The following is a 25,321-nucleotide window of genomic DNA, read 5'->3' as shown; positions in this document are numbered from 1 at the left end:
TAGGGAAACGTAGCACGGCGGCGAGCGGCAGCGCTGTACATCGCGACCCGCTCAGCCGGTGCAGGCGGCGTGGCGGACAGCGCTGATGGCGCGGGGCCGCAAGGTCGCCGGCGCCGGCATGCGCCGCCTGGTTTTCCCAATCCGGCAGAAGCCATGCCGGAGATCATTACAATGTCTGCTTTGAAGCGATTTCATTGCACGGACACCCAAACCGATGATTCGAGTGCTGATAGCTGACGACCATGCGATCGTCCGAGGTGGCTTCAAACAGTTCGTCGCCGACGAGCCGGATATGTGCGTCGCGGCCGAAGCGGCCACCGGCGACCAGACCATCAGCCTCGTGCGCGAACAGGCCTTCGACGTGGTGCTGCTCGACATCGCGATGCCGGACAAGAATGGCATCGACACCTTACGTGTCATCAAGCAGGTGCGCCCTGAACAAGGTGTGCTGATTCTGTCGGGCTACCCGGAGAGCCAGTACGCAATCAATCTGCTGCGCGCGGGCGCGAACGGTTATCTGAACAAGGACTGCGAGCCGGAGGAAATCGTGCGGGCGATTCGCGCGGTGGCGCGCGGGCATCGTTATCTCTCCGAGGCGGTCGCCGACACGCTCGCCGACAACCTCGACAAACCAGCGGCAGGGCGACCGCACGAAGCGCTCTCCGAGCGCGAATTCCAGATTTTCTGCAAGCTCGCGGCGGGGCAGATTCCCACCGACATCGCGGAGGAATTGCATCTGTCCGTGAAGACCGTGAGCACTTACCGGGCTCGCGTGCTGGAGAAAATGCGGTTGGCGAACAATGCCGATCTGACTTATTACGCGATCAAGAACGGCTTGATCGAATAATGCGCGATCGAGATATTCCGATGAACAGCGAATCGAACCCTGTTGTCGACCCAGCCCGCCACGCGCCATTGCGTGTGTTGCTGATCGAGGATTCGCCGCTGATTCGCAGAAGCCTCGTGGAAACGATCGACGCGTCCGGACTGCTCAAGGTCGCGGCGTACGCGGATTCCGCGGATCAGGCCATTGCGCTCCTGAGCGACGAGTCCTTCGACGCGGTGATCGTCGACCTGCAGTTAAAGCAGGGCTCGGGCGTGCCCGTGCTCGCCTATTTGCAGCGTGAGGGATTGATCGACAGAGTGTTCGCCGCGGTGCTGACCAATCACGCGCTGCCCGCCTACCGGGAGCGCTGCGAGCAATATGGCGTGCGGCACTTTTACGACAAGTCGTTCGAATTCGATCGCGTGATCGACGCGCTGCATGAATATGCGTATGCGCGAAGCAGCAAGTAAGCGCTTCGCGCCGTGCAGATAGCGGACTAGCTCGCCGCGCGTGCGGGAAGCGCCAGGTGATTCCACGCCGCCAGCGCCGCGAACACGATCCCGGCCACGCTCACACCGATCCAGCCGAACGCCGGCCACACCACTGCGCCGACACCGGAGCCGAGTGCTCCGCCGATGAAATACGCCACCATGTACACCGTATTCACGCGGCTGCGCGCGTCCGGCTTGAGCGCGTAGATGCGCGACTGATTGGAAATCTGCGCGGCCTGCACGCCGATATCCAGAATGATCACGCCGACCACCAATCCCGCGATGCTCGCCGATATGCCGAATACGACGAACGAAATCGCCACCAGCACGATAGACAGGGTGATGATCGCGCGCGGTCCACGTCGATCGGAAAACTTGCCGGCGAGCGGCGCGGCCATCGCGCCTGCCGCGCCGACGATACCGAATAGCCCGGCCGCCTGCGGCCCGAGATGAAACGGCGCGCCGGCCAGCAGCAAGGCCAGCACCGACCAGAAGATACTGAATGCCGCGAACAGGGCCGCGCCGGTGAGCGACGCTTCACGCAATTCACGATGCTCGACGATCAGATGCCACATCGACACCAGCAGCTTGCCGTAGGGCAGCGTGGAAGTCGGCTGGCTCTTCGGCAGGCGCATCATGATGACTACCGCCAGCACCAGCAGCGCGACCACGGACGCGCCGAACACCGCGCGCCAGCCGAAATATTCGGCGATTACGCCCGACGCCGTTCGCGCCAGCAGAATCCCCAGCAGCAAACCGCTCATCACCGTGCCGACCGCGTGGCCGCGTTCGGACGGCGGCGCGATTTCCGCCGCGAACGGCACCGCTTGCTGCGCGATGGTGGCGAGCACGCCGATCGCCAGACTCGCGACGATCAGCACAGTTAGGGTCGGCGCCGCGGCGGCCACGACCAGCGCGACGCAGATGGCGGCGATCTGCAAGAGGATCAGACGACGCCGGTCGAAACGGTCGCCGAGCGGCGCAAGCAGCAGCATGCCGGCTGCGTAGCCGAGTTGCGTGACGGCCGGCACCGCGCCGACCCACGACGCGCTGCGTGGGAACGACTGGCGGAAGTCGTCGAGCAGCGGCTGGTTGTAATAGATGTTCGCAACCGAGACACCGGCGATGGTGGCGAGCAAAAACAGCAGACCGCGCAACGACCGGTCGGCGGAAGCGGGAGTGGACGCGTTGGAAGTGGACATGAGAGGGCGCAGTCGACGGACCGGCCCATGCACGGTCCTCAAGCGTGCCGATCATACCGGAGCATGGCGGATCGTGCTGACGGCGGCGAGGCGGAGCGGCCCGCTCGCGCAGCGGCGTCACAACGCCTTGCGGACAAAATGAGATGGAGTTTCGGCTTACGTTCGTAAAATCGGCGCGCCTTATCCGACCGACGCTTTACAAGAACGACTCCATGACCTCGATCACGAAACACGAACCTCGACGCATCGGCGGCTCGCTGCTCGTCGCCTTGATTTGCCTGGCGGCGTGGGCGCTCCATACCGCGATCGCAATGCGCGATCCGCTCAAGCTGATGCTCGAATGGGAAGTGCTGGCCGTGTTCGCGCGGCCCGAAACACACGGCTGGTATCGCACCGTGATCGCGATGGTGGGCTGCGACGTGCTCACGGGCGCGTTCATCGTCGCGGGGACGGGCTGGCTGGGGCTGCTCGCATGGCGCAAGTCGCCGCGTTTTACCACGCACGTTCAGGCGTGGCTGCTGGCGATCGTCGTGCTGCGCACCGTCGCGTATCTGCTCGGCGATAACATGACGCACGCGGTCGGCATCGACATCGCCATTCCGTACGACGGCTTCATTCAGGCCGTCGTGGCGGCCGCGCTCGGGATTCCGTATTTCAGGCTGTCCCGGCGCGTTCGTGAGACTTTCGTCGACGCCTGACCCGCACGCGTCAATCGATTAGATCGCCTTCGGGCTCATAGAACGGATACGGGCCGTCGGCTTTTTCCACATACGCGTGATGTGTGACGATACCGGTGGCCGGATCGTAGTGATGCAGCGCATACGCGGGCGGTTCCATCATGAACGCGGACGGCGCATCCTCGCGCAGATCGAGCGCAACCTGATGCGCGGGCGCCGGCACCGCGGAGGCGATCGTGCCGCCGAATCGCACGAACATGGGCCGGTGCACATGCCCGCAGATTACCCGCTCCACGTTCGGATAACGCGCGATCAACGCCGCGAGTTTGCCTGCGGCAGCGGAATCGAGCCGCAGTTCGTCCATATGCCCGATGCCGCACACAAACGGCGGATGATGCAACGCGACCACCGTCGGCTTGCCCTGGGCCGCATCGAGTTGCGTGGCGAGCCACGCGAGCCGTGCATCGCATAGATTGCCGGCGCTTTGTCCCGGCACCATCGAATCGAGCGCGATGATCCGCAATGGACCGACATCGATGGCGTATTGCACGAACTCGCCGCCGCTCGCCAATTCCTTGCGATCGGGAAACGCGGCGCGCAAGGCAGTACGTTCGTCGTGATTGCCGACCAGCATGAAGTAGGGAATCTGAAGCGGCGCGAGCAGCATCTTCAGGTGTTCGTACTGTTCCGGATCACCCTGATCGACGAGGTCGCCGGTCATGATCACCGCGTCGGGACGCGGCTCGAGCGCATTGAGGGCGGCGACGCAGCGTACGAGATAGGCGCCGGTGTCGACGCGCCGATAAGCGAGCGCGCCGGGCCGTTTGATATGCAGGTCGCTAATTTGAGCCAGCAGCATGGGGGATGTCCTTTTTATAGCGCGCTATAGAAACAGCGAAAACAGCGCGGCTTCATTACGATAGCGCAATCAGCGCGTCCTGCGCGATGGAAATTCCGACCGGCGTGCCGCGCGCCAATTCCACGCGGCCGGCTACGTCGATCAGCAACGCGTCCGGCGCGGCGCCGCCGATCGTCAGACGCGTACGCTCGCCGAGAAACGCGGTGCTTTCAATATGGCCACGCAATTGCGCGTGAGCCGGATCGGCCAGATAAGCGTCTTCCGGGCGGAAGAAAATCTCGTCCGCCGAGTTCGCATGCACGGAGCCCGCAGGCAGCGGCACGGCGCCGCCGGTGGTACTCAGCATGCCCTCGCGCCGCTCGCCCGCAAGCCGGTTGATCGTGCCGACGAACTGCGCGACCGTCCGGTTGGCGGGACGGTAGTAGATCTCGCGCGGCGAGCCGATCTGTTCGATGCGTCCCGCGCTCATCACGACGATGCGATCGCCCAGTTCCATCGCTTCGGCCTGATCGTGCGTGACGTAGACGGTCGTGATGCCCAACTCGCGCAACAACGTGTTCATTTCGCCGCGCAAGGTGTCGCGCAAACGGGCGTCGAGGGCGGTCAACGGTTCGTCGAGCAGCAGCACGCGCGGCTGCACGGCGAGCGCGCGAGCGAGCGCCACCCGCTGACGCTGGCCGCCGGAAAGCTGATCGATAGGCTTATCGGCGTGAGCCGTGAGACGCATCATGCCGAGCAATTCGTCGACGCGTTGCCGTGCCGTCTCAGCGGGCACGCGCTTGATCTTCAAACCGTAGCTGATGTTGCCGCGCACCGTCAGATTCGGAAACAGCGCGTAGCTCTGGAACACCATGCCGACCTGGCGCTTTTCGATCGGCAGCGCGGTGACGTCGTCGTCGCCGAACGCGATGCGGCCGCCGGCATCCGGTGTCTCCAGACCCGCGATCATGCGCAGCGTCGTGGTTTTGCCGCAGCCGGACGGGCCGAGCAGCACGAGCGTTTCGCCGGCGTCGATATGCAGGTCGAGCGGTTCGAGCACGCGTGTGCCGCGAAACGTTTTCGCGCATTGCGTCAGCGTGATGGGAACGGAAGCGAGTTTCATGGCTTGATGGACTTCGAAGGAGGTGCGGTGTTGCGTTTTTTCGCCGCGCTGCGCTGGCCGGTCGCATCGACGCCGAGCCATTGCATCGCGACGAGCAGAGGCATCGTCATGATGAAAAAGAGAATCGTGTAGGCGCTGCCGATCTCGATGCGCAACGACGCGTAAGTGTCGGCGAGACCCACCGGCAACGTCTTGGTATCGGGCGTGTGCAGCATCCAGGTCAGGTTGAATTCGCCGATCGACAGCGTCAGCACCGCCAGCGCGCCGGCCACGATGCCGGGCCGCGCGTTCGGCAGCACGATCGTCACGAAGCGTCGAAAGAAGCTCGCGCCGAGACTCGCTGCGCCTTCCTCGAGCGTGCGCAGATCGCTGCTCGCGCAGACCGCCGCGACCGCGCGCACCATGAAGGGCAGGGTGAACACCACGTGCCCGACCACGATGAACGCTACGCTCATGCGGAACATCGTGAAGCCGCCGTAGACCACCAGCAGCGCGAGCGCGGACGCGAGACCGGGCAGCGCGATCGGCAGCACCAGAAACTCTTCGATGATGCGCGAGAGCCGCGTCTTGCTGCGCGCGAGCACATAGCCCGCGGGCACACCGGTCAGCAGCGTGATGAGCAAGGTGGCCGCCGCCACTTCGAGCGAGAGAAACACCGAGCTGTGATACTGCGTCCACACTTCGCCGAGCCAGCGCAGCGTGAGTCCGCTCGACACGCCCTTGAAGTAGTTGACCGTCAGGCCCGCCATGATCGACATGACGACCGGCACGATCAGGAACGCGCACAGCAGCAGCGTGACGAGCCATTGGCCGGTTGCCAGCCACGTTCTTGCGTCCGGCCAGCGCACGCGTGCACGCGGTTTGGCGGGTGGTTGTAGAGAAGTAGTGATTGAACTCATTGAAGTACGATTCTCCGCTTTGGAAGCGCCCGGTTCGGAAACGCCGTTCATGCGCTTGCCGCCACGGCCGAGCCGCTCACGCTGCGCGCCAGCGCCAGCACGGCCCACGTCACGATGCCGAGCACGATCGAAAGCCCCGCGGCCGTCACCATGTTCGCGTTGAGGGTGAACTCGGTGTAGATGGTCATCGGCAGCACGTCGATGTCGGTGGCGAGCGTGAACGCGGTGCCGAACGCGCCCATCGCGGTGGCGAAGCACACGGCGCCCGCCGCGATCAGCCCAGGTGAGAGCGCGGGCAACACGATGTCGCGCGTGATGCGCCACGGCGACGCGCCGAGCGAACGCGCGGCTTCTTCAAGCGATGCATCGAGCTTGGTCGCCGAGGCCATGACGGTGACGATCACGCGCGGAATCGAGAAGTACAGATAGCCGAGAAAGAGCCCGCTCATCGAATACGCGAACACCCAGCGCTCGCCCGTGAGTTTCAGCGAGAGCGCACCGATCAGCCCCTGGCGTCCCGCCAGCATGATGACCATGAAGCCGACCACCACGCCGGGAAACGCGAGCGGAAACGTGAGCAAGGCGAGCAGCGTGCGTTTCAAAGGAAACTCGCGCCGCGCCAGCAGCAGACCCGCGATCACCGAGAGCACCAGCGTCGCCGCCGTGACCGCCGCGGACAGCAGCACGGTCGCGCCGAGACTCGACATGTAGCGCGGATTCGTCAGCATCGCGCGATAGGTGGCGAACGCGTGGCCGTCGCCGCTCAGCTGCGCGAGCGCGCCCATCGGCAGCAGCCAGAAGGCGATGAACACTGCCAGCGCCGGCGCGAGCAACGCGATGCGCCAGCGCAGCGGAAACGTGATGTCGTTCAATGCATCACCTGCAGATAACGCTCGCCGAAGCTCGACTGCTTTTCGGCCATCTTGCCGAAGTCGACCGGCTTGGCGCGCGCATAGTCGTTGGCCGGCAGGAATTTCGCGGCGGTTTCCGGGCTCATCGCATTCGGGCGCACCGGACGCAGGTAGGCGTCGGCCCATAGCTTCTGGCCTTCGTCGGAGAGCACGAAGTCGAGCACCTTCTTGCCGTTTGCTTCGTGCGGCGCGCCTTTGACGAGGCTCATCACGTACGGCACCGAGATCGTGCCTTCCTTCGGAATCACGAATTCGACGTTCGCGTGATCCTTGTATTTCGCGCGGTATGCGTCGAAATCGTAGTCGAGCAGGATCGGAATTTCACCGGACATCACGCGCGCGTAAGCGGTCTGCTTCGGCACGATCGGCGCGTTGGCCTTCAGCTTGCGAAACCAGTCGAGGCCCGGTTCGAAGTTATCGAGCGTGCCACCGAGCGCCTGGTTCACCGCCACCGCGCCTGCATAGCCGACGAATGCGCTCGACGGATCGAGATAGCCGATCATGCCTTTGTACTCAGGCTTGAGCAGATCCGCCCACGAGCGCGGCACCGGCTTGCCTTCAAGTGCGTCCTTGTTGACGAAAAAGCCCAGCGTGCCCGAGTGAATCGAGAACCAGTAGCCTTGCGGGTCTTTCTGATTGGCGGGAATGTCGTCCCAATGCGCGGGCTTGTATGGCTGGATCAAGCCCTTGTCCTTCGCCTGGAAGGCCGACGAAACGCCGAGATACACGACGTCGGCGACCGGACTCTTCTGCTCGGCCATGAGTTGCGCGATCGACTGGCCGGAGTTCTTGTTGTCGAACGGCACGCGAATGCCGGTCTTTTGCTGGATCGCCTTGATCTGACTTGCCCAGTCGGCCCATTCGGGCGGGCAGTTGTAGCAGATGGCGGTTTCGTCGGCGTGCGCTGCTTGCGGTGCGAGCGCGACGAGCGCGGCGGCGACCACCGTGCCGGCCGACAGCGCGGCGGCTATGCGGCGCGTGAGGCAGCGCCAGAGCGGTCTGATCGGTTTGATGGGCGAAGCGAAATGGCTGGCAGAGCGGATCACTGCGGGTCTCCTGGAGAAGAAGGGAGCGGGTGGTTCGGGTTTTGGGTTGGGTGACTCAAAGTCGTGTTGCAGGACAGCGGGTTAAACGTTTTCATGCCGGCACGTGTGGATGCATTTCACGTGTGTTAGCCAATGGCGCTTTGCCTGGCGCTTCAGGCGATCGGCCGCTCGGCGGATAGGGATGTACGCGCGGGCGTTGCGTCGTCACGGCTCGAAATCGCCGCGATCGTGGCGCCCTGGCGCAAGCTGTGCGGCAAGGTCAACCTGAGAGAGGCTTCGCTCAACGCTTCGTGAGTGCCGGTGACGCGTGCCAGCAAACGCCGCCAGGCCGCGCAGCCGATCTCGCGATTCGGCGCGCAGATGCTGGCGAGCGCGGGCGACAGCAGCTCGCCCATTGCGAGGCCGTCGAAGCCGAGAATCGACATGTCGTGCGGAATCTGCAGACGCGCGCGGCGCAGGCCGCGCATGACCACCATCGCCAGCAGATCGTTACTGCAGAAGAGGGCGCTCGGGCGGTTCGGGCCGCTGGTCAGATGGGCGAGCACCGAGGGTGCCAGTTCTTCCGCGTTGAAATCGACTTCGAGCGCGGGCGCCGGCGTGAGGCCGGCTTGCTGCATGGCCTGCGAATAGCCGAGATGCCGCTGACGGGCGCGATCCGAGGCGGCCAGCGTGCCCGCGAGCATGAGGATGCGGCGATGGCCGTGCGCGATCAGCATGCGCACGCCGTCGTAGGCGGCCAGACGATTGTCGACCGAGACCGACGGACGACGCACCGTGTCGTTATGCATCAGCACGTAGAGCAGCCCCGCGCGGTCGAGTTCGTCGAGCAGCGGGTGCGTGTCGGCGTCGGCGACAGTCAGGATCAGGCCTTCGACGCGGTGCTCGCGCAGCGTTTCGATGGCGTGGCGTTCGCGGTCGGCGTCGTACTGCGTGGTCATCAGCATGAGCCGGTAGCCTTGCGCCGACGCCAGTTCGTCGATGCCTTGCAGGCACTCGGCGAACACGGGATTGGCGAGCGTCGGCAGGACTACACCGATCAGGCGCGTGCGTTCGCCGCGCAATTGCCGGCCGAGTGGGCTCGGGCGGAAGTTCAGGGCGTCGATGGACCGACGCACCTTGTCCAGTGTGACCGGGTTGACGGTGTGCGGCGCGTTGATCGCGCGCGACACGGTGGCGATGGAGAAGCCGGCGTGTGCAGCGACATCTTTGATCGTCGGGATCATGGGTTTCCGCTCGGGATGTAAACGTTTTCGTGAGCGGATTATCGGGAAGATTTGTGACTTGAGGATGACGCCGGTATTCGCGGTTGCGGCGTGTGGAACTTGAGACGGGCGGAGCGTCGGCGGGCGGTTTGGTACGCCCGGCGGGCAATGGTAGAATTCGCGTCCACACGCGTTTCGACGCCCGCCGGGGTGATGAAATTGGTAAACATAGCGGACTTAAAATCCGCCGCCTAACGGCTTGTCGGTTCGAGTCCGATCCCCGGCACCACCTGTCCCAGCAAGGATTGCCCGATTTTTTTGTTTGGCTGCATCGAGGCAGGGTAGGGGTTTTTCTGCCCTGAACCGGATTCCAGGCGCGCCCCCTTTTGGCTGACCCTGCCCGGGGCATCCGCTAGTCTGTCTGTCCCCAGGTGCGAATAGCTCTTCTTCAAAACCACCGACCTGTGCCCCAGGACGCCACGGACCGTGAAGAGGTCGATGCCGGCGTTGGTCATCTCAGACGCTGCGCCGTGCCGTAGGTCGTGAGAAATCTTGTGACCGAATAACCTGCGGCCGCTCTCGCCCGCTTCCGGGCTTTCCTTGAACTGCTTCACGGTCAGCTTCTTTACTTCGACGGCCATTGCAAGGAAGCGCGCGGCCCAACGGCAAGAAACATCGTGCAAGATCCATCGGCTCGGCGTGTTCTTCTCGACGGTTGTCATACGGCAGGAATCTTGACGATTCTTTGCAATACTCGCGCTGGCCTGTGTTCGTATACCGCTCCGGTTCATTTCGATCCGCAGTGAGGAACCCGGCACATGTTTTATCTCGGCCCGTACTACGGTTGCGACAATGACAGCCAGCGGTACACCCATTTTTTCTGGCGGAGTCTTCAGCGTTCGATCTACCTGAGCGTGCAGAATCCCCGCATGTTCGATCCTGCTCAACATTACTCTTTTGCGACCGGCAGGTCCCATACCGAGGTCACCCGTGACGAGTTGGAGAGCATCGCACACGCTATGAGAGCCGCCCGCCATGCATTCGTTGCGCGTGGAGGTCAGCTTTCATGGGCGAGCGCATCAGAGCACGATTTGCGGTCCGTACTCGGGCGGACCGACGACTTTCGCAACCAGATGACCGAGGGCCACAAGCTCGTACAGGTTGTACTCGATGCAGTCAGCGATGGCTCTCTGGTCTTCGTGCCGGAGCGCGACGAGTTGCGTGCCTGCGTGAGGGCGATCCAGGAGGACGGTGAGACACGGCCTGCGTTTAGCTCGCAGCTAACAGAAAGCGCCAACCCATACGCGACCGTTCAGCAGATGATGGGCAAACCGCCGCGTGCCGAACGGTCTGAATACATCGTTAAGCGATGCGCAGCCGTTGGAATACAACGAGGATATGCCGGACGGCGACCTGGACGAGCTGGCGGGGAGCGATGGAACACCAGCCAATAACCAGGCACAGAACAAGCAGACAGACGACATTGCGAGAATCCTGCGCCTTAACCCAAGGCAGATTCGCCAGCTTCACGATGAAATTTCCGGGGAAGGGCTGGGGTTCCACGAAATAATGGAACGCGCGAAGGATATGTTTAACCTGTGGTGATATAGGTGGAATTTGAAACAGGGATGTTCCGATGTTAGATACTCGAAAAGAAATTGAACGGCGCTTATTGGTGCTCCGTGGCCTGGACCTAAGCGATGTAAACCGCGCCGCAAACATGCTGACGCTCGGATTTGGGCCGCTCAGGGAAGCCAAGAACTTCAAGGGAGTACTGAAACATGTGGGCCAGTGGGCGCTTCACGTGCAATGCGCGTGGCGGCTCGAGCGCGCAGGGAACACCGTGGCAACCCAGCAAGATCTTTGCGGCTCTGACAAAGAGGCGTGCGCCACCGCTGACCGTCTGCGCGAGCTGTTGGTCCAGAACGGTCCGACTGTAGTCGAGGCGGTCTCTGCGAGTGAAGCCGGCGGCCTGGAACTCGCGCTTTCGGGAGGGCTGTGCCTTGTCATCGTTCCAGATCGAATCGAAGGATCCGAGGATTGGAGGTTCTTCGCGAGGGGTGTTGATGCCGCGCACTTTGTGATTGAAGGCGGCAAGGTCGATCCCGCAAGCTTGGCGTGAGCGCAGATCGAAAGCGGATTCGCTTGGGCCGGACAGCTTAGCGGGTCTGTGCAGAAGTATGCGCCCAAGGCGCACGCCGGCCACGATCCCAATCATCGCCGCTATGGCAAGAAAGTGGCGAGGGCGATGCGGCGACTACGCCCGCAAACGCCGTCACGATCACGCATGGTCGTTTTCATCACGCCTGTTCAAAAAGTTGAGAAGACGAAACAGGCGGTGCGCCGGCCGCATCGACCCGGTATTCAACAAGCCAGCGTTCACGCTTCGCCGCCGCTGCGAGCACATTTCGCTCCTTCACGTGACCGAAGCCGCGAATCTCATCAGGCAGATTGGCGAGTTTCATTGCCGTATCGAATCGAGCGGTGTCGAGCGTCGCGCAGAATTCGTCGATCAGCGCGAAGTACTGCGCGATCAGCTCACGTTCATTGCGCCGTTCTGCCGTCTTGCCGAATACGTCGAAAGTCGTGCCGCGCAGGAACCTGAATTTTTCGAGCACGCGGAACAACGTGAGGGTCCATTGTCCGAAGCGCTGCTTTTTCAGGTGGCCGTGCTCGTCGCGTCTGGCGAGCAATGGCGGCGCGAGATGAAACGCGAGCTTGTAATCGCGGCCCGGCTCGCCTTCGAACTGGGCCCGCAGCTTGTCCATGTAAGCCGGATCCGCATAGAGACGGGCCACTTCGTACTCGTCCTTATAGGTCATCAGTTTCGCCAGATTGCGCGCCGCCAGCGGCGTAAGGCGAGGTTTTGCCGCGCCCATAACCGCCGTTTCCTTCGCGCGCAGCCGCTCGACCGCTTCGACATAACGAGCCGCATACCGAGGGTTCTGGTAGGCACTCAACCGATCGACGTTGCGCTCGATCAACCGGTCCAGCGACTCCGGCATCTGCACGACGATGGCCTGTTGTCTGGCGGGCTGCGGCGTAAAAGCATCCGCGGCGGCTTCACCGTGCTGTGCGACATAGCGGCCCCATTCGAACGCCAGGCGATTCTTTTCGACGGCCACGCCGTTCAGTTCGATCGCGCGATCGAGACTGTCGTAACCGAGCGGCAGCCAGCCGCGTTGCCAGACAAAGCCGAGCAGCATCGGATTGGCATAGAGCGTGTCGCCCAGCAGCGCGAGCGCGAGACGATTGGCGTCGATGAAGTCGCAGTCGTCGCCGATGCTCGCGCGCAGGTCCTGTTGCGTCTGATCGGCCGGGAAACTCCATTGGGGGTCACGCACGAACTGAGCGGTCGGCGTGGCGCCGCTGTTGATCGCTGCTTTCGTGATGCCGCGTTGCGTGCGCGCCAGCACTTCAGCGGAAGCGGAGACAATCGCATCGCAGCCGAGAATCAGGCGCGCTTCACCGGCCGCAATCCGCGTGGCGTGCAATTGCTCGGGTGCCGCCGCGATCTGCACATGACTGAGCACGGCGCCGCCTTTCTGTGCGAGCCCGGCCATGTCGAGCACGGTGACGCCTTTGTTTTCCAAGTGAGCCGCCATGCCGAGCAAGCCGCCGATCGTCACGACGCCGGTTCCGCCGACGCCTGTCACGAGCACGCCGTACCGCTTCGCGAGTGAAGCAATCGCGGGCCGGGGCAACGCCGCAAAATCGGGCAATGTAGCCGCGGATTCGGGTTTGGCGGGCTTCTTCACCTGTGCGCCTTCCGCCGTGACGAAACTCGGGCAGAAGCCTTTCACGCACGAAAAATCCTTGTTGCACGACGACTGGTTGATCTTGCGCTTGGTGCCGAGCGGCGTTTGCAGCGGCTCGACCGACAGACAGTTCGATTGCACCGAACAGTCGCCGCAACCTTCGCATACCGCATCGTTGATAAAGGCGCGCTTCGCGGGATCAGGATACGTGCCGCGTTTGCGGCGCCGGCGTTTTTCGGTTGCGCAGGTCTGGTCGTAGATCAGAATCGAGGTGCCCGTCATCTCGCGCAACTCGCGCTGCAAGCGATCGAGTTCGTCCCGGTGATGGACCTTCACGCCGTCAGGAAGGCGAATGCTCGCGTCGTATTTTTCCGGCTCGTCGGTCACGATCAGCACGTGCTTCGCGCCTTCCGCAACGACCTGAAACGCGATCTGCGGGACGGTGAGCACGCCGTCCACCGGTTGGCCGCCGGTCATCGCGACCGCGTCGTTGTAGAGCACCTTGTAGGTGACGTTCGCGCCAGCCGCAATCGACGCGCGGATCGCGAGCAGACCCGAATGAAAATAGGTGCCGTCGCCCAGATTGACGAACACGTGACGCTCGTTCGTGAAGTGCATCTGGCCGGTCCACGCGACGCCTTCGCCGCCCATCTGACTGAAGGTCTCCGTCTTGCGGTCCATCCACATCGACATGTAGTGGCAACCGATGCCGGCCAGTGCGCGCGAGCCTTCCGGCACACGTGTCGAGGTGTTGTGCGGACAGCCCGAACAGAACCACGGTTGGCGCTCCGTCACGGAACGCGGCGTGGCCGCCTCGCGTTCCTTGGCCTCGATCACCGCGACGCGCGCTTCGATGCGCGCCCGCAGATCGGCGGGCAGATCGGCTTTGGCGAGGCGCCGGGCGATCGCTTTCGCGATCAAGGCGGGCGACAGTTCGTAGTGCGCGGGCAGCAGCGTCTGCCCACGCGGCACGGACCATTCACCGCCTTCGTCGTCGCGCTGATCGAACTTGCCGAATACCTTGGGACGCACGTCGTCGCGCCAGTTATACAGTTCCTCCTTGAGCGCATATTCGAGAATCTGGCGCTTTTCTTCCACCACCAGAATCTCGTCGAGCCCGGTTGCGAAGTCGCGTGCGTTCTGCGCATCGAGCGGCCATACGCAGCCCACTTTCAGCACGCGGATGCCGACGCGGGCGCAGGTTTCGTCGTCGAGCGAGAGGTCGGCGAGCGCCTGCCGCACGTCGAGATACGCCTTGCCCGCGGTCATGATGCCAAGTCGTGGGTTGGGGCTGTCGATCACCACGCGGTTCAGCCTGTTCGCGCGAATGTAGGCGAGCGCCGCGTACCACTTATAGTTCAGCAGACGCGCTTCCTGCGCGAGCGGCGGGTCGGGCCAGCGGATATTGAGGCCGCCATCGGGCATGTCGAAATCTTCCGGCAGGACGATCTGCAAACGGTCCGGATCGATGTCGATCGACGCGCTCGATTCGACCACGTCGGTGACGCATTTCATCGCCACCCACAAACCCGCGTAACGGCTCATGGCCCAGCCGTGCAGGCCGTAGTCGAGATACTCCTGCACGCTTGCCGGATACAGCACCGGAATGCCGCTTGCCACGAACATATGTTCCGACTGATGCGCGACCGACGACGACTTCGCCGCATGGTCGTCGCCCGCCAGCACCAGCACGCCGCCGTTCGGATCGGTGCCGGCCGCATTCGCGTGCTTGAAGACGTCGCCGCTGCGATCGACGCCCGGCCCCTTGCCGTACCACATGCCGAATACACCGTCGACCTGCGCGCCCGGCCAGAGATTGAGCTGCTGCGTGCCCCACACGGCAGTGGCGGCGAGATCCTCGTTAACCCCTGGTTGGAACACGACGTCGTGTTCCTTCAGATGCTGCTTCGCTTTCCAGAGACCCTGATCGAGCGCGCCGAGCGGCGAGCCGCGATAGCCGGACACGTAGCCCGCGGTGTTGAGGCCGGCGCGGCGGTCGCGCGCCTTCTGCAGCATCGGCAGCCGCACCAGCGCCTGAGTGCCGCTCATATAGACGCGGCCCTTTTCCAGCGTGTATTTGTCGTCGAGCGATACGGCGGCAAGCGCGTCACGTAGCGGGGGCGTCAGCGGGGCGTTCATGGGAAGTCTCCGGGGGGCTTTTATTAGAGGCGGAGTATAGGAAGCGGAATTTCCAACGTAAAATCACGAATACCGAATCCTGCTATTCGAAAAACACATGTCAAAAGACGTTACCTTGCGGCAGATGCGCTACTTCGTGGCGGCCGCCCAGAACGGGCAGTTTTCGATGGCGGCGACCGCCGAGCATGTGTCGCAATCGGCGATTACGAATGCCGTTCTCGCACTGGAGGAAACCCTGGGTACGCGGCTCTTCGAACGCCTGCCTCAGGGCGTCACGTTGACGCCGGACGGGCATGATTTTCTGAATCACGCGAGACACATACTCGATTCGGTGCGCGACGCGGTCTACAAGGCGCCGTTCCGCTCGCACGATCTGAAGGGGACCGTGCGCATTGCGGCGTCGTATACGGTGCTGGGCTATTTTCTGCCCGAGTTGATGGCGCGTTTTCGCGCGACGTATCCCGACATCGCGATCGATCTGCACGACCTGGATCGCGAATCGATCGAACAGGCCGTACTCGCCGGCGACATCGATCTCGGTATCGTTCTGCTCTCCAACGTCGAAAATCTCAGGCGTTTCCGGCACCATGTGTTGATCCGTTCGCGCCGGCAGTTGTGGACCTCGCCGACTCATCCTCTCGCGCAACTCAATGCGCCTTCGCTCGCGGATATCGCGAGTTATCCGTACATTTTGATTACCGTGGACGAAGGCGAGCAGTCGACGCTGCGCTACTGGAAGCAGAACGACGTCGAGCCGAATATCGCGTTTCGCACGAGTTCGATGGAAGCGTTGCGCGGTCTGGTCGCGCATGGTTTCGGCGTGACGATTCTGTCCGATATGGTGTTTCGCCCGTGGTCGCTGGAAGGCAAGCGGATCGACGCTCGGCCCATTCTCAACGCCATTCCGCAGATGGACGCGGGCATGCTGTGGCGCAAGGGCGCAACGCTGGATACGGCTGCAATTGCGTTTCAGCAGTTCCTCATTCATGCATGCGGGAGTTGAAAGCAGGGCGTGAGCGGGCCGGCGAAATTGACCCTGTATTGCGGGAATTGAAGCTGGCGGAAGATGCGTATCTGTTTTTCGCATAGCCTAGCCATTGTTTTCTTCCTGTACGATCGACTGTCGGCCCGTGCCGCAACGCCGCGCCGGCATTAGCCGGAGCCAGGACGCGATGCATCGATTCATTGAGAATCGATCGACGACCTTTTTCGCCTTCCGTCATACCCAAAGAGAGAGCCAGCAAACCCGTCAAGCCTGTGTCGCGCAGCCGCAAATCTCCGCGGGGCTCGCCCGCCGTGCAGGACGTGGGGCGTCTTGCGAATGTGGCGGTCGGCTCGAACGCGGTGTGCGTATCTGGGCCACGTCAACCTGATCGCCCGCAGATTAAGCGGCGCATAATGCTGGAATCCATTTATCAGGATGACGGAGGTCGACGTGACTACCTTTGCTATAGACGCCGTTCGCATCAACCCGACGAGCGACCGGATCACGCACGTGCGTTGGGCTCCCGTCGACCCGTCGACGCGTGACTGGTTGTCCCCCACGGCGATTGTCGAAGTGCCCGAAGTCGTCGCCGCGATCCGTCGCGGAGATGCTGTTTGGTCCCTTTTTACGCTCGGCGGCACGCGCTTTCTGGGGCCCAAAATCGTCTCCGTCTCGCACACGGACGGCCACGACGGGATTGACACGGATGTCCCCGGCGCCCACGTCGAAAAATGCATTGACGACCTGCCGCGCGTTTGATCGCCTCGCCTTAGCGCCATCGACGATCATCCGCTGGAAAAACTACAATAGCGGTTTCCGCATGGCTTGAACCCAAGGCGCCGATTCGGCATCTCGGGTTCAAGCCGTCGGCTCGGCTCAAGTAATCTGCATGTCGATCCGCATAACAAGTGTTTCCCACCAGGCCAACCCAGCCCCAACCGAGAAAATCAATGGCCAACGAAAAATCAAAGCGCGCACGCCGTGCTGCCGAAAGCCTCTTCGGGGATTTGCCGACCACCAGCAACACCACGGCCAGCCGGCCCTCGAATCCTTTCGACAACGACCCATTCAACAGTCCCGCCAGCGTGACTCCGAGCGGGGACGAACTTGTCGTCCTGCCGGGCCAATTCGAACTACCGCCCGGCTATGCGGACGCGGCGGCCATGCGCGATGCGCTCGCGCGCACCTGGCGCATGGACTGGATCAAGGTAGGCAATGGCGAATGCGTGGTCAGGCTGCCGGTCGGATGGCGCGCGGACAAATCGGTGGATGGTGTTTTGCGAATCGAAGCCGCCGGCGTCGTTCGGGCGCAAGGCCGCATCGTGGAGGGCGCCGCATTGCAGATCCTTCCGCGCTACTACCTGAAGGCGGAATTCCATGAATCGAACGACCATTGCCGGATCGTCGTGCGGGATCGCGGCCGTAACAACAGCGTCCTGAAGGATTCGTTCTGGGACACGCGCAGCGGCCCGAACCATCCGCAGTGGAAAATTCTGTCCGACTGGCTGGACAAGGAATATCCCGATCATCGCGATCCGCTTCGGTACTGGGACGATTGCGAAGACAATCGCCGCGGCGTTTGAGCGAGTGCCGAGCGGAACCATGTCCCACCTGAAATACCTGACCGGCTACTCGCCCACGCTTCAAGACAAAGTCAAACAGCTGATCGCCGACGACCAACTCGGTCAGTACCTCGCCACGCGCTATCCGAACACCCACGACGTGCAAACGGACCGGGCGCTGTACGCCTACTGCGCCGACCTGAAGCGCGAGCACCTGCGCAGCGCGGACCAGATCGACAAGGTCAGCTACGACAGCAAACTCGACGTCGTGCGTCACGCGCTCGGTCTGCACACCAGCATTTCCCGCGTGCAAGGCGGCAAGCTGAAGGCGAAGAAAGAAATCCGCATCGCGTCGCTGTTCAAAGCGGCCGCGCCGGAGTTTCTGAAAATGATCGTGGTGCACGAACTCGCTCATCTGAAGGAAAGCGACCACAACAAGGCCTTTTACCGCCTCTGCGAGTTCATGCAACCGGGTTATCACCAGATCGAGTTCGATCTGCGTCTCTATCTGACGCAGCGCGAGCTGGCAAAAAAGCCCGTCTAACGATCAAGCCGCGATCGCCTCGACTTCGGAGGCTTTCAACAAAACGGGAATCGACTTCGACGTCGGCGTTCCCGCGCCGTCGGCAACCGACGACAGCGGCACGAGCGGATTCGTCTCCGGATAATAAGCGCCGAGACAGCCGCGCGGAATGTCGTACTCCACCAGCAGAAAACCATCCGCGTGACGCTCGATACCGTCGGCCCACACGCTCGTGATATCCACACGTTGTCCCGCCACGAAACCGAGCATCGCGAGATCGTCCTTGTTGGCGAACAGCACGCGGCGCTGCCCGTACACGCCGCGATAGCGGTCGTCGAGACCGTAAATTGTCGTGTTGTACTGATCGTGCGAGCGGGTCGTCATCAACGTCATCAGCCGCTCGCCATGCTCCTTGCGAGCCTGGTGGATCGGCGTCGCCATGTCGATCGCATGCACCAGAAACTGCGCCTTGCCGCTCGGTGTCTTCCAGATCCGTTCGCGCGACGCCACGCCGAGGTGGAAGCCGCCAGGATTTTTCAAGCGCTCGTTGTAGTCGGTGAATCCTTCGATCACTTGCGCGATGCCGTCGCGGATCAGCGAGTAGTCCGCGGCCTGCGCGAGCCAATCCACTTTCCCGCTGCCGAGCGTCGCATGCGCCATGCGCGCGACGATCGCGATTTCCGACAGCAGATTCTCGGATGCCGGTTTGTTCATGCCGTAGGAGATATGCACCATGCTCATCGAGTCCTCGACGCTCACGCCTTGCGCCACGCCGTTCTGCATGTCGATTTCGGTGCGGCCGAGCGTCGGCAGAATCAGCGCGTCGCGTCCATGCACGAGGTGGCTGCGGTTCAGCTTGGTCGTGATGTGCACGGTGAGATCGCACGAGCGCATCGCTTCCCACGTGCGCGGCGTGTCGGGCGTCGCGATCGAGAAATTGCCGCCGAGACCAATGAACACCTTCACCTTGCCGTCGAGCATCGCCTGAATCGTATTGACGACGTCGAGTCCGTGCTCGCGCGGCGGTTCGAAATCGTAGACCTCGCCGAGGCGGTCGAGAAACGCCTCAGTCGGTCTTTCCTCGATGCCGACCGTGCGGTCGCCTTGCACGTTCGAATGGCCGCGCACCGGGCACAGGCCCGCGCCGCGCCGGCCGATATTGCCGCGCATCATCATCAGGTTCGACAGGATCTGCACCGTCGGCACCGAATTCTTATGCTGCGTGAGGCCCATGCCCCACGTCGAAATCACGGCGCGCCCCTTCACGTAGATGTCGGCGAGTTGCAGCACGTCTTCGAACGGCACGCCGGCTTCGGCGACGATCGTGTCCCAGTTCTCGGCGCGCAAGTCATCGGCGAACGCGTCGAAGCCGACGGTATGTTCGGCGATGAACGCGACATCCAGAACGCGTTCCAGGCCCGACGCCAAGGCTTCGTCGTCGAGTTCGATCACGCGCTTGGCGACGCCCTTGATCAGCGCGAAATCGCCGCCGACTTTCGGGCGAATGAACACGGAGCTGATCTTCGTGCTGCCCATCGTCAGCATTTCCACCGGATGCTGCGGGCTCGCAAAGCGTTCGAGGCCGCGCTCCTTCAGCGGATTGATCGACACGATGGTCGCGCCGCGTTTGGCGCACTCGCGCAGTTCGCCGAGCATCCGCGGATGGTTGGTGGCCGGATTCTGGCCGAAGATCAGCAGCGTGTCGGCGTGTTCGAAGTCGTCGAGCGTCACCGTGCCTTTGCCGATGCCGACCGTATGCGGCAAGCCGCGGCTGGTCGCCTCGTGGCACATGTTCGAGCAGTCGGGGAAGTTGTTGGTGCCGTACATGCGCACGAACAACTGGTACAGGAACGCGGCTTCGTTGCTCGCGCGGCCCGAGGTGTAGAAGGCGGCGCGGTCCGGATTGTCAAGGCGCTTCAGGTGGTCGGCGATCAGGTCGAACGCTTCGTCCCAGCCGATCGGCACGTAACGGTCGCTCACGGCGTCGTAGACGAGCGGGTCGGTCAGGCGGCCATGCTGTTCGAGTTCGAAGTCCGACTGCGTCATCAATTCGGCGATCGTATGTTTTTCGAAGAACGCCGGCGTCACGCGTTTGCTGGTTGCCTCGGCGGCCACGGCCTTCACGCCGTTTTCGCAGAACTCGAAGGTGGACGCATGCTCGCGATCCGGCCACGCGCAGCCGGGACAGTCGAAGCCGTCCGGCTGATTCTGCTTGAACAGCATGCGGTAGTCGCCGCCCGTCACCTTCTCCTTGATCAGGTTGATGGCGACGTATTTGAGCGCGCCCCAGCCAGCGGCGGGGTGCGTATAGGGTTCGATGCGAGCTTCGGGTTTCTTCATGATGTTGCCGCCGGATCGGGCTTGGACGTGGCTGTTGAGCCGATAAGTGCAAGCCTACTGTGTTCCAAAAAGGGCGCAGCATACAGAAAACTGGAAAGGAAAGGGATACAGTTGGCGGGTTTTGTCATAGACTGGCGCTTCAGCCCACGCTCCCGTGTGACTCAAGTCCTTGAAACTGTACGAAAAACTCGCCGATGAAATGACCGAAGCCGTGCGCCGCGGCGTGTTCGCGGCGGGCGAGCGGATTCCGTCGGTGCGGCAGGCGAGCCAGCAGCACAGCGTGAGTATCAAGACGGTGTTGCATGCGTACGCGTTGCTGGAAAGCCGTGGGATTGTCGAAACGCGCCCGCAGTCGGGCTATTTCGTGCGCGATGCGGCGGCGCGGGCGCTCGCACTCGACGAGTTGCGGCCCGATCGTCCGCATATCCCGCATATGCCGCCAACGCCGCCGGTGGCTGCCGCCGTGGACGTGAGCCGCCTCGTGCTGTCGACTTTGCGCAGCATCCGCGCTCACGACGCCGTGCCGTTCGGCTCGCCGTATCCGGATCCGTCGTTGTTCCCGTGGCGGCGCATCAACCAGTACGCGAACGCGATCGCGCGGCGTCACGCGAGCTGGAATCTGATCGACGACCTGCCGCCCGGCAACCCCGAACTGATCCGGCAGATCGCCCGGCGTTATGCCGAGAACGGCGTGCCGGTCGATCCGGACGAAATCGTCATCACGCTCGGCGCGACAGAGGCGATCAACCTGAGCCTGCAGGCGGTCGCCAAACCTGGCGACACGGTCGCCGTCGAGTCGCCGACCTATTACGCGATGCTGCACGCCATCGAACGTCTGGGCATGCGCGCGATCGAGGTGGCGACGCATCCGGTGCACGGCATCGATATCGAGGCATTGGCTCAGGTGATTGGCGAACAGAAGGTCGCGGCCTGCATGGTGATGCCGAACTTCCAGAACCCGCTCGGTTTCCAGATGCCCGACGCGCGCAAACGACAACTAGTCGAACTGCTCGCGGCGCACGAAATCCCCGCGATCGAGAACGACGTCTATCAGGAGCTGTACTTCGGCGAGACGCGGCCATCGACGTTGAAGAACTTCGACACCAAAGGGCTGGTGCTGCACTGCGCGTCGTTTTCGAAGAGTTTGACCGCGTCGTACCGGATCGGCTGGGCGCTGCCGGGACGCTATCGCGCGCAGGTCGAGAAGCTGAAGTTTCTCAATACGCTGACCACGCCGTCGGTGCCGCAAGTCGCGGTCGCCGATTATTTGCGGCTGGACGGTTACGATCGGCATCTGCGGCACGTGCGCAAGGTGTATCGGCAGCAGGCCAGCATCATGACGGCGATGGTGCAGCGGTTCTTTCCGGCCGGCACGCGCATGTCGACGCCGCAGGGCGGCTACGTGCTGTGGGTCGAACTGCCCGAGCAAGTCGATTCCATGCGGCTCTACCAGGCGGCGCTCGCGCGCAGCATCACGGTCGGGCCGGGCATGATGTTTTCGATGCGCGACGATTTTCGCCACTTCATCCGGCTCAACTACAGCTATCCGTGGACCGCGCAGACCGAAGCGGCTTTGAAGACGCTCGGCGAACTGGTCACGCGGATGGCGTAAAAAGAAGGAGACACTGACATGGAAGACGACGAACTCGATCCGGTGCTGGCGGCCATCCTGACGCAGTTGTGGCGCGCGCATCGTGAAACGCCGGGCGGCGCGTGGTCGCTCGCCAAACTGTCGAAGCAGGCGGGCGTGCCGATGAGCGGCTTGCGGCGTCAGTTGACGGCGCTCGTCGACGGCGGCCTGGTGGATACCACCTTCAGCGAGGAAGGCACAGGCGCGGCGCGCCTGAGCGAACTGGGCCAAAGTCTGTGCGGCGAGTTGTTCGGTAACGGTGACGGCGAGCCGCCCGACGAGGATCAGGCGGACGCGTCGCCGAAACTTCACTGAATCGCGTGGCGCGCAGCGCGAGCCGCGTGCGCGGCTCGCCTGAGCGTGGCTTAAAGCTGGCTCATGCCGCCATCGGCGATGATTTCCGTGCCGACGATAAACGCGGACTCCGGCGCGGACAGATGCAGCACGGTCGAGGCGATTTCTTCCGGCGTGCCGAAGCGGCCGACCGGCACCTGGCCGAGAATCTGCGCGGCGGTGGCTTCGAGCGCGGCGGCGTCGAGGCCGAGCTTGCCGTACAGCGGCGTTTGCACCGGGCCGGGGCTGACCACGTTGACGCGCACGCCTTGCGGCAGCAGTTCCGACGACAGTGTCTTCGCCAGCGAAATCACCGCGGCCTTGCTCGCCGCATACACGGACGACGCCGGCATGCCGATATGCGCATTGATCGACCCGTTGATCACGATCGACGCGCCGCGATTAAGCAACGGCAGCAGTGCCTGAATCTGGAAGTAGGCGCCCTTGACGTTGGTGTTGAACATCGCGTCCCAGAAGGCTTCGTCGACGTCCGGGAACGGCGCGAATTTCGCCATGCCGGCGTTGACGAACACCGCGTCGAGGCGGATGCCGGCGGCGCTGATCGCAGCCGCCAGTTCACGCGCCGACGCTACCGAGCCGGCGTCGTTGCGCACCGCGACGGCATTGGCGCCGAGCGCCTTTCTTGCCGTTTCGAGCGCGTCGGCATCGCGGCCGGTGATGACCACACGGGCGCCTTCACTGGCGAATGCCTGGGCGGCCGCGAAGCCGATGCCGCTGCTGCCGCCGGTGACGAGAACCGACTTACCTTGGAAGCGAGTCATTTTGAATCTCCGAAAGAGTGTTGCGGGTTAGTGAGAGTGATATTGCGCCTGTGCGGAGTGCTTGCCGTACCACTTTTCCGACGCACTCGTTCGAAATTATCGAACATGTTTCGATGCTACCCAGAATACTGGATTCGTTATGGGTGAGATAACGAATAATAATTTTTCCGCGGAAATTGGCCTTCGAATATGGCCCCCTATGCTGGAGCCTTGCCCGGGTTATCCCGAGCGCTGGGGCAGGCACCTTCAACCATCTTCGGAGAATCCATGAAAACAACGCTGGCGCGAGCGCTGCATCAATCACTGCGCATCAAAACTGTCCGAACCGTTCTCGCCGCGACGCTCGGCGCGACCTTGGCATTCAGCGCCGCAGGGGCGGCCGCGGCCACCACGCAGCCAATCGGCATCGCCTTCGTCTACCTCGGCAATCCGGGCGACGCCGGCTGGACCTACGCGCATGAACAGGGCGTGAAGGCGCTCGAGGCGAAATTCGGCGACAAGATCAAGGTGACGCGCGTCGAGAACGTGCCGGAGTCGGCGGATTCGGAGCGCGTGTTCCGCGATCTGGCGTCGAAGGGCAACAAGATCGTGGTGGGTTCGAGCTTCGGCTTTCAGGATTTCGAGCTGAAGGTCGCCAAGGACTTCCCCGATGCCGTGTTCGAACACGCCACCGGCTACAAGAAGGCCGCCAACTTCGCGACTTATGACGTGCGCACCTATCAGAGCGCCTACCTGGCGGGTCTCGTCGCGGGCTATACGACCAAGTCGAACACGCTCGGCTTCGTCGGCTCGGTGCCGGTGCCGGAAGTGGTGCGCAACATCAACGCGTTCACGATGGGCGCTCGCTCGGTCAATCCGAATGCGCGCGTGAAGGTGGTGTGGATCAATAGCTGGTTCGATCCGGGCCGCGAAAAGCAGGCCGCCGAAACGCTGATCGGCCAGGGCGCCGACGTGCTGATCCAGAACACCGATTCGACAGCCACGATGCAGACCGCCGAGCAGAAGAAAGTGCATGCGTTCGGCTGGGATTCGGATATGAAGAAGTTCGGGCCGAATGCGCAACTCGGCGCCTGCGTGAGCAACTGGGGTGTGTACTACACGCACCTGGTGGATCAGGTGATGGCGGGCACATGGAACAATTCGCCGGTGTGGTGGGGGCTGAAAGAGAAAGCGATCGATCTCGCCGACATCAACACGGACGCCGTTTCGCCGGCCGCGCAAAAGGCCTTGAGCCAGAAGCGCGATGACATCATCTCCGGCAAGTTCAATCCGTTTGCCGGTCCGATCATGGATCAATCCGGCGCGGTGAAGGTCGCTGCCGGCAAGTCGCTGAGCGATCCGGAACTGCTGCGTTTGAACTGGTTCGTGCAGGGCGTGGACGGCTCGCTGCCCAAGTAGGAATTTGCTTCGCTAATCTAACTATTATTCAGGGAGATCGCCCGTGAGTCTGACGGTTTCGACGGCGGCCGCCGCAACGGCCGCCAGCTATCCGCCGCAGGGGTTGACGCCCACGCACGAGCAGATCGTGCGGCATCTGCGGCATTCGAGCCGGGTGGCCGAACGGGCGACGCTGCTGGGACATCATCCGTTCGGTGCGGTGCTGGTCGGACCCGACCAGGAGACGGTTCTGATGGAGCAGGGCAACGTCGACACGGTGAATCACGCCGAGTCGGTGCTGGCGCGCGTGGCGGCGTTGAACTTCACGCCTGAGTATTTGTGGAGTTGCACGCTGTACACGTCGGTCGAGCCCTGCTGCATGTGCGCCGGGACCATGTATTGGGCCAACATCGGCCGGGTCGTGTTCGGCATGACCGAGAAGCGCTTGCTGGAAGCGACCGGCGATCACGCCGAGAACCCGACCATGAGCTTGGACTGCCGGTACGTGTTCGATCACTGCCAGAAACCGGTCGAGGTGATCGGGCCGGTGCCTGAAGTGGAAGCCGAGGTGATGGCGGTGCAGCGCGGATTCTGGAGCAGCCGCTAGCTGTGCTTGGTGCGCGCTCGCGAGAGAGAATCGCGACGCTTGCACCCCTGCGTGCGTGCTCGGCCTCGCT

General features: G+C 62.9%; 24 protein-coding genes and 1 tRNA gene. 14 read left to right on the top strand and 11 right to left on the bottom strand.

The window, feature by feature from the left end; all coding sequences use genetic code 11:
* The first annotated feature begins 214 nt into the window (after window positions 1-214).
* Both B0G80_RS09005 and B0G80_RS09000 read left to right on the top strand, forming a co-directional pair.
* Complete coding sequence (locus B0G80_RS09005) at window positions 215-847, top strand: response regulator transcription factor (RefSeq protein ID WP_012433643.1); 633 nt, start codon at window positions 215-217, stop codon at window positions 845-847.
* A gap of 20 nt (window positions 848-867) precedes the next feature.
* A complete protein-coding gene (locus B0G80_RS09000; protein ID WP_116119588.1) occupies window positions 868-1,296 on the top strand; it encodes a response regulator in 429 nt (142 codons plus the stop codon).
* A gap of 26 nt (window positions 1,297-1,322) precedes the next feature.
* Here B0G80_RS09000 and B0G80_RS08995 read toward each other — a convergent pair whose 3' ends face one another.
* Window positions 1,323-2,519, bottom strand: a complete 1,197-nt coding sequence (locus tag B0G80_RS08995) for an MFS transporter (RefSeq protein WP_116117753.1) — start codon at window positions 2,517-2,519, stop codon at window positions 1,323-1,325.
* A gap of 212 nt (window positions 2,520-2,731) precedes the next feature.
* Between B0G80_RS08995 and B0G80_RS08990 the strand changes: the two genes are divergently transcribed.
* Window positions 2,732-3,217 (top strand): DUF2569 domain-containing protein, encoded by a 486-nt coding sequence (locus tag B0G80_RS08990; RefSeq protein WP_116119587.1) that lies wholly within the window; start codon window positions 2,732-2,734, stop codon window positions 3,215-3,217.
* Window positions 3,218-3,227: 10 nt separating this feature from the next.
* Here B0G80_RS08990 and B0G80_RS08985 read toward each other — a convergent pair whose 3' ends face one another.
* From B0G80_RS08985 to B0G80_RS08960, 6 genes are all read right to left on the bottom strand, one after another.
* Window positions 3,228-4,055 (bottom strand): phosphodiesterase, encoded by an 828-nt coding sequence (locus B0G80_RS08985; protein WP_116117752.1) that lies wholly within the window; start codon window positions 4,053-4,055, stop codon window positions 3,228-3,230.
* Between the two features lie 55 nt (window positions 4,056-4,110).
* Window positions 4,111-5,157: an ABC transporter ATP-binding protein gene (locus tag B0G80_RS08980; RefSeq protein WP_116117751.1), complete on the bottom strand. Its 1,047-nt coding sequence runs from the start codon at window positions 5,155-5,157 to the stop codon at window positions 4,111-4,113.
* Entirely contained in the window at window positions 5,154-6,056 is a 903-nt protein-coding gene (locus B0G80_RS08975; RefSeq protein WP_116119586.1) for an ABC transporter permease, read from the bottom strand. Before B0G80_RS08975 ends, B0G80_RS08980 begins: the two co-directional genes overlap by 4 nt.
* A 47-nt stretch (window positions 6,057-6,103) precedes the next feature.
* Window positions 6,104-6,928 carry an ABC transporter permease gene (locus tag B0G80_RS08970; protein WP_106279350.1) on the bottom strand — a complete coding sequence of 275 codons (825 nt, stop codon included), beginning with the start codon at window positions 6,926-6,928 and terminating at the stop codon, window positions 6,104-6,106.
* On the bottom strand, window positions 6,925-8,013 hold the full coding sequence (locus B0G80_RS08965; RefSeq protein WP_116117750.1) for an ABC transporter substrate-binding protein: 1,089 nt from the start codon (window positions 8,011-8,013) through the stop codon (window positions 6,925-6,927). The genes B0G80_RS08970 and B0G80_RS08965 overlap by 4 nt, the downstream gene beginning before the upstream one ends.
* A 152-nt stretch (window positions 8,014-8,165) precedes the next feature.
* Window positions 8,166-9,236, bottom strand: a complete 1,071-nt coding sequence (locus tag B0G80_RS08960) for a LacI family DNA-binding transcriptional regulator (protein ID WP_116117749.1) — start codon at window positions 9,234-9,236, stop codon at window positions 8,166-8,168.
* 183 nt (window positions 9,237-9,419) lie between these two features.
* Between B0G80_RS08960 and B0G80_RS08955 the strand changes: the two genes are divergently transcribed.
* Window positions 9,420-9,504, top strand: a tRNA-Leu gene (locus tag B0G80_RS08955).
* On the opposite strand, the gene B0G80_RS08950 is transcribed toward B0G80_RS08955, so the two are convergent.
* Window positions 9,467-10,165 (bottom strand): tyrosine-type recombinase/integrase, encoded by a 699-nt coding sequence (locus B0G80_RS08950; RefSeq protein ID WP_258878863.1) that lies wholly within the window; start codon window positions 10,163-10,165, stop codon window positions 9,467-9,469. The genes B0G80_RS08955 and B0G80_RS08950 overlap by 38 nt on opposite strands.
* Window positions 10,166-10,553: 388 nt before the next feature.
* Here B0G80_RS08950 and B0G80_RS08945 point away from each other — a divergent pair, with 388 nt between their 5' ends.
* Together B0G80_RS08945 and B0G80_RS08940 are read left to right on the top strand one after the other, a co-directional pair.
* The gene (locus B0G80_RS08945) at window positions 10,554-10,820 is read left to right on the top strand and encodes a hypothetical protein (RefSeq protein WP_147309846.1); all 267 of its coding nucleotides are present in this window, start codon (window positions 10,554-10,556) and stop codon (window positions 10,818-10,820) included.
* Window positions 10,821-10,851: 31 nt separating this feature from the next.
* A complete protein-coding gene (locus B0G80_RS08940) occupies window positions 10,852-11,337 on the top strand; it encodes a hypothetical protein (RefSeq protein ID WP_116117746.1) in 486 nt (161 codons plus the stop codon).
* A gap of 178 nt (window positions 11,338-11,515) precedes the next feature.
* Here the strand turns inward: B0G80_RS08940 and B0G80_RS08935 are convergent, their stop codons facing one another.
* The gene (locus B0G80_RS08935; RefSeq protein ID WP_116117745.1) at window positions 11,516-15,112 is read right to left on the bottom strand and encodes an indolepyruvate ferredoxin oxidoreductase family protein; all 3,597 of its coding nucleotides are present in this window, start codon (window positions 15,110-15,112) and stop codon (window positions 11,516-11,518) included.
* A 97-nt stretch (window positions 15,113-15,209) separates the two neighbouring features.
* Between B0G80_RS08935 and B0G80_RS08930 the strand changes: the two genes are divergently transcribed.
* The 4 genes from B0G80_RS08930 (at window position 15,210) to B0G80_RS08915 (ending at window position 18,203) form a co-directional block, all read left to right on the top strand.
* Window positions 15,210-16,115 (top strand): LysR family transcriptional regulator, encoded by a 906-nt coding sequence (locus B0G80_RS08930; protein ID WP_106279359.1) that lies wholly within the window; start codon window positions 15,210-15,212, stop codon window positions 16,113-16,115.
* A gap of 432 nt (window positions 16,116-16,547) precedes the next feature.
* Window positions 16,548-16,856, top strand: a complete 309-nt coding sequence (locus B0G80_RS08925; protein ID WP_106279757.1) for a hypothetical protein — start codon at window positions 16,548-16,550, stop codon at window positions 16,854-16,856.
* A gap of 191 nt (window positions 16,857-17,047) precedes the next feature.
* Entirely contained in the window at window positions 17,048-17,680 is a 633-nt protein-coding gene (locus B0G80_RS08920; protein WP_116117744.1) for a hypothetical protein, read from the top strand.
* A gap of 19 nt (window positions 17,681-17,699) precedes the next feature.
* Complete coding sequence (locus tag B0G80_RS08915; RefSeq protein WP_116117743.1) at window positions 17,700-18,203, top strand: M48 family metallopeptidase; 504 nt, start codon at window positions 17,700-17,702, stop codon at window positions 18,201-18,203.
* A gap of 3 nt (window positions 18,204-18,206) precedes the next feature.
* Here B0G80_RS08915 and B0G80_RS08910 read toward each other — a convergent pair whose 3' ends face one another.
* Entirely contained in the window at window positions 18,207-20,522 is a 2,316-nt protein-coding gene (locus B0G80_RS08910; protein WP_116117742.1) for an FdhF/YdeP family oxidoreductase, read from the bottom strand.
* Between the two features lie 169 nt (window positions 20,523-20,691).
* Between B0G80_RS08910 and B0G80_RS08905 the strand changes: the two genes are divergently transcribed.
* Entirely contained in the window at window positions 20,692-22,134 is a 1,443-nt protein-coding gene (locus B0G80_RS08905; protein ID WP_116117741.1) for a PLP-dependent aminotransferase family protein, read from the top strand.
* Window positions 22,135-22,152: 18 nt separating this feature from the next.
* Entirely contained in the window at window positions 22,153-22,467 is a 315-nt protein-coding gene (locus B0G80_RS08900; protein ID WP_116117740.1) for a helix-turn-helix domain-containing protein, read from the top strand.
* 50 nt (window positions 22,468-22,517) lie between these two features.
* Here B0G80_RS08900 and B0G80_RS08895 read toward each other — a convergent pair whose 3' ends face one another.
* Window positions 22,518-23,267, bottom strand: coding sequence for an SDR family oxidoreductase (locus tag B0G80_RS08895; RefSeq protein WP_116117739.1), 750 nt, complete (start codon window positions 23,265-23,267; stop codon window positions 22,518-22,520).
* A gap of 267 nt (window positions 23,268-23,534) precedes the next feature.
* Between B0G80_RS08895 and B0G80_RS08890 the strand changes: the two genes are divergently transcribed.
* The gene (locus B0G80_RS08890) at window positions 23,535-24,665 is read left to right on the top strand and encodes a BMP family ABC transporter substrate-binding protein (protein ID WP_106279372.1); all 1,131 of its coding nucleotides are present in this window, start codon (window positions 23,535-23,537) and stop codon (window positions 24,663-24,665) included.
* Window positions 24,666-24,708: 43 nt separating this feature from the next.
* Window positions 24,709-25,251: a nucleoside deaminase gene (locus B0G80_RS08885; protein ID WP_181919933.1), complete on the top strand. Its 543-nt coding sequence runs from the start codon at window positions 24,709-24,711 to the stop codon at window positions 25,249-25,251.
* Window positions 25,252-25,321 lie beyond the last annotated feature (70 nt).

This window comes from Paraburkholderia sp. BL6669N2 (assembly GCF_003387275.1).
Classification (GTDB): Bacteria; Pseudomonadota; Gammaproteobacteria; order Burkholderiales; family Burkholderiaceae; genus Paraburkholderia.
This window is presented reverse-complemented; position numbering and strand designations above follow the sequence as displayed.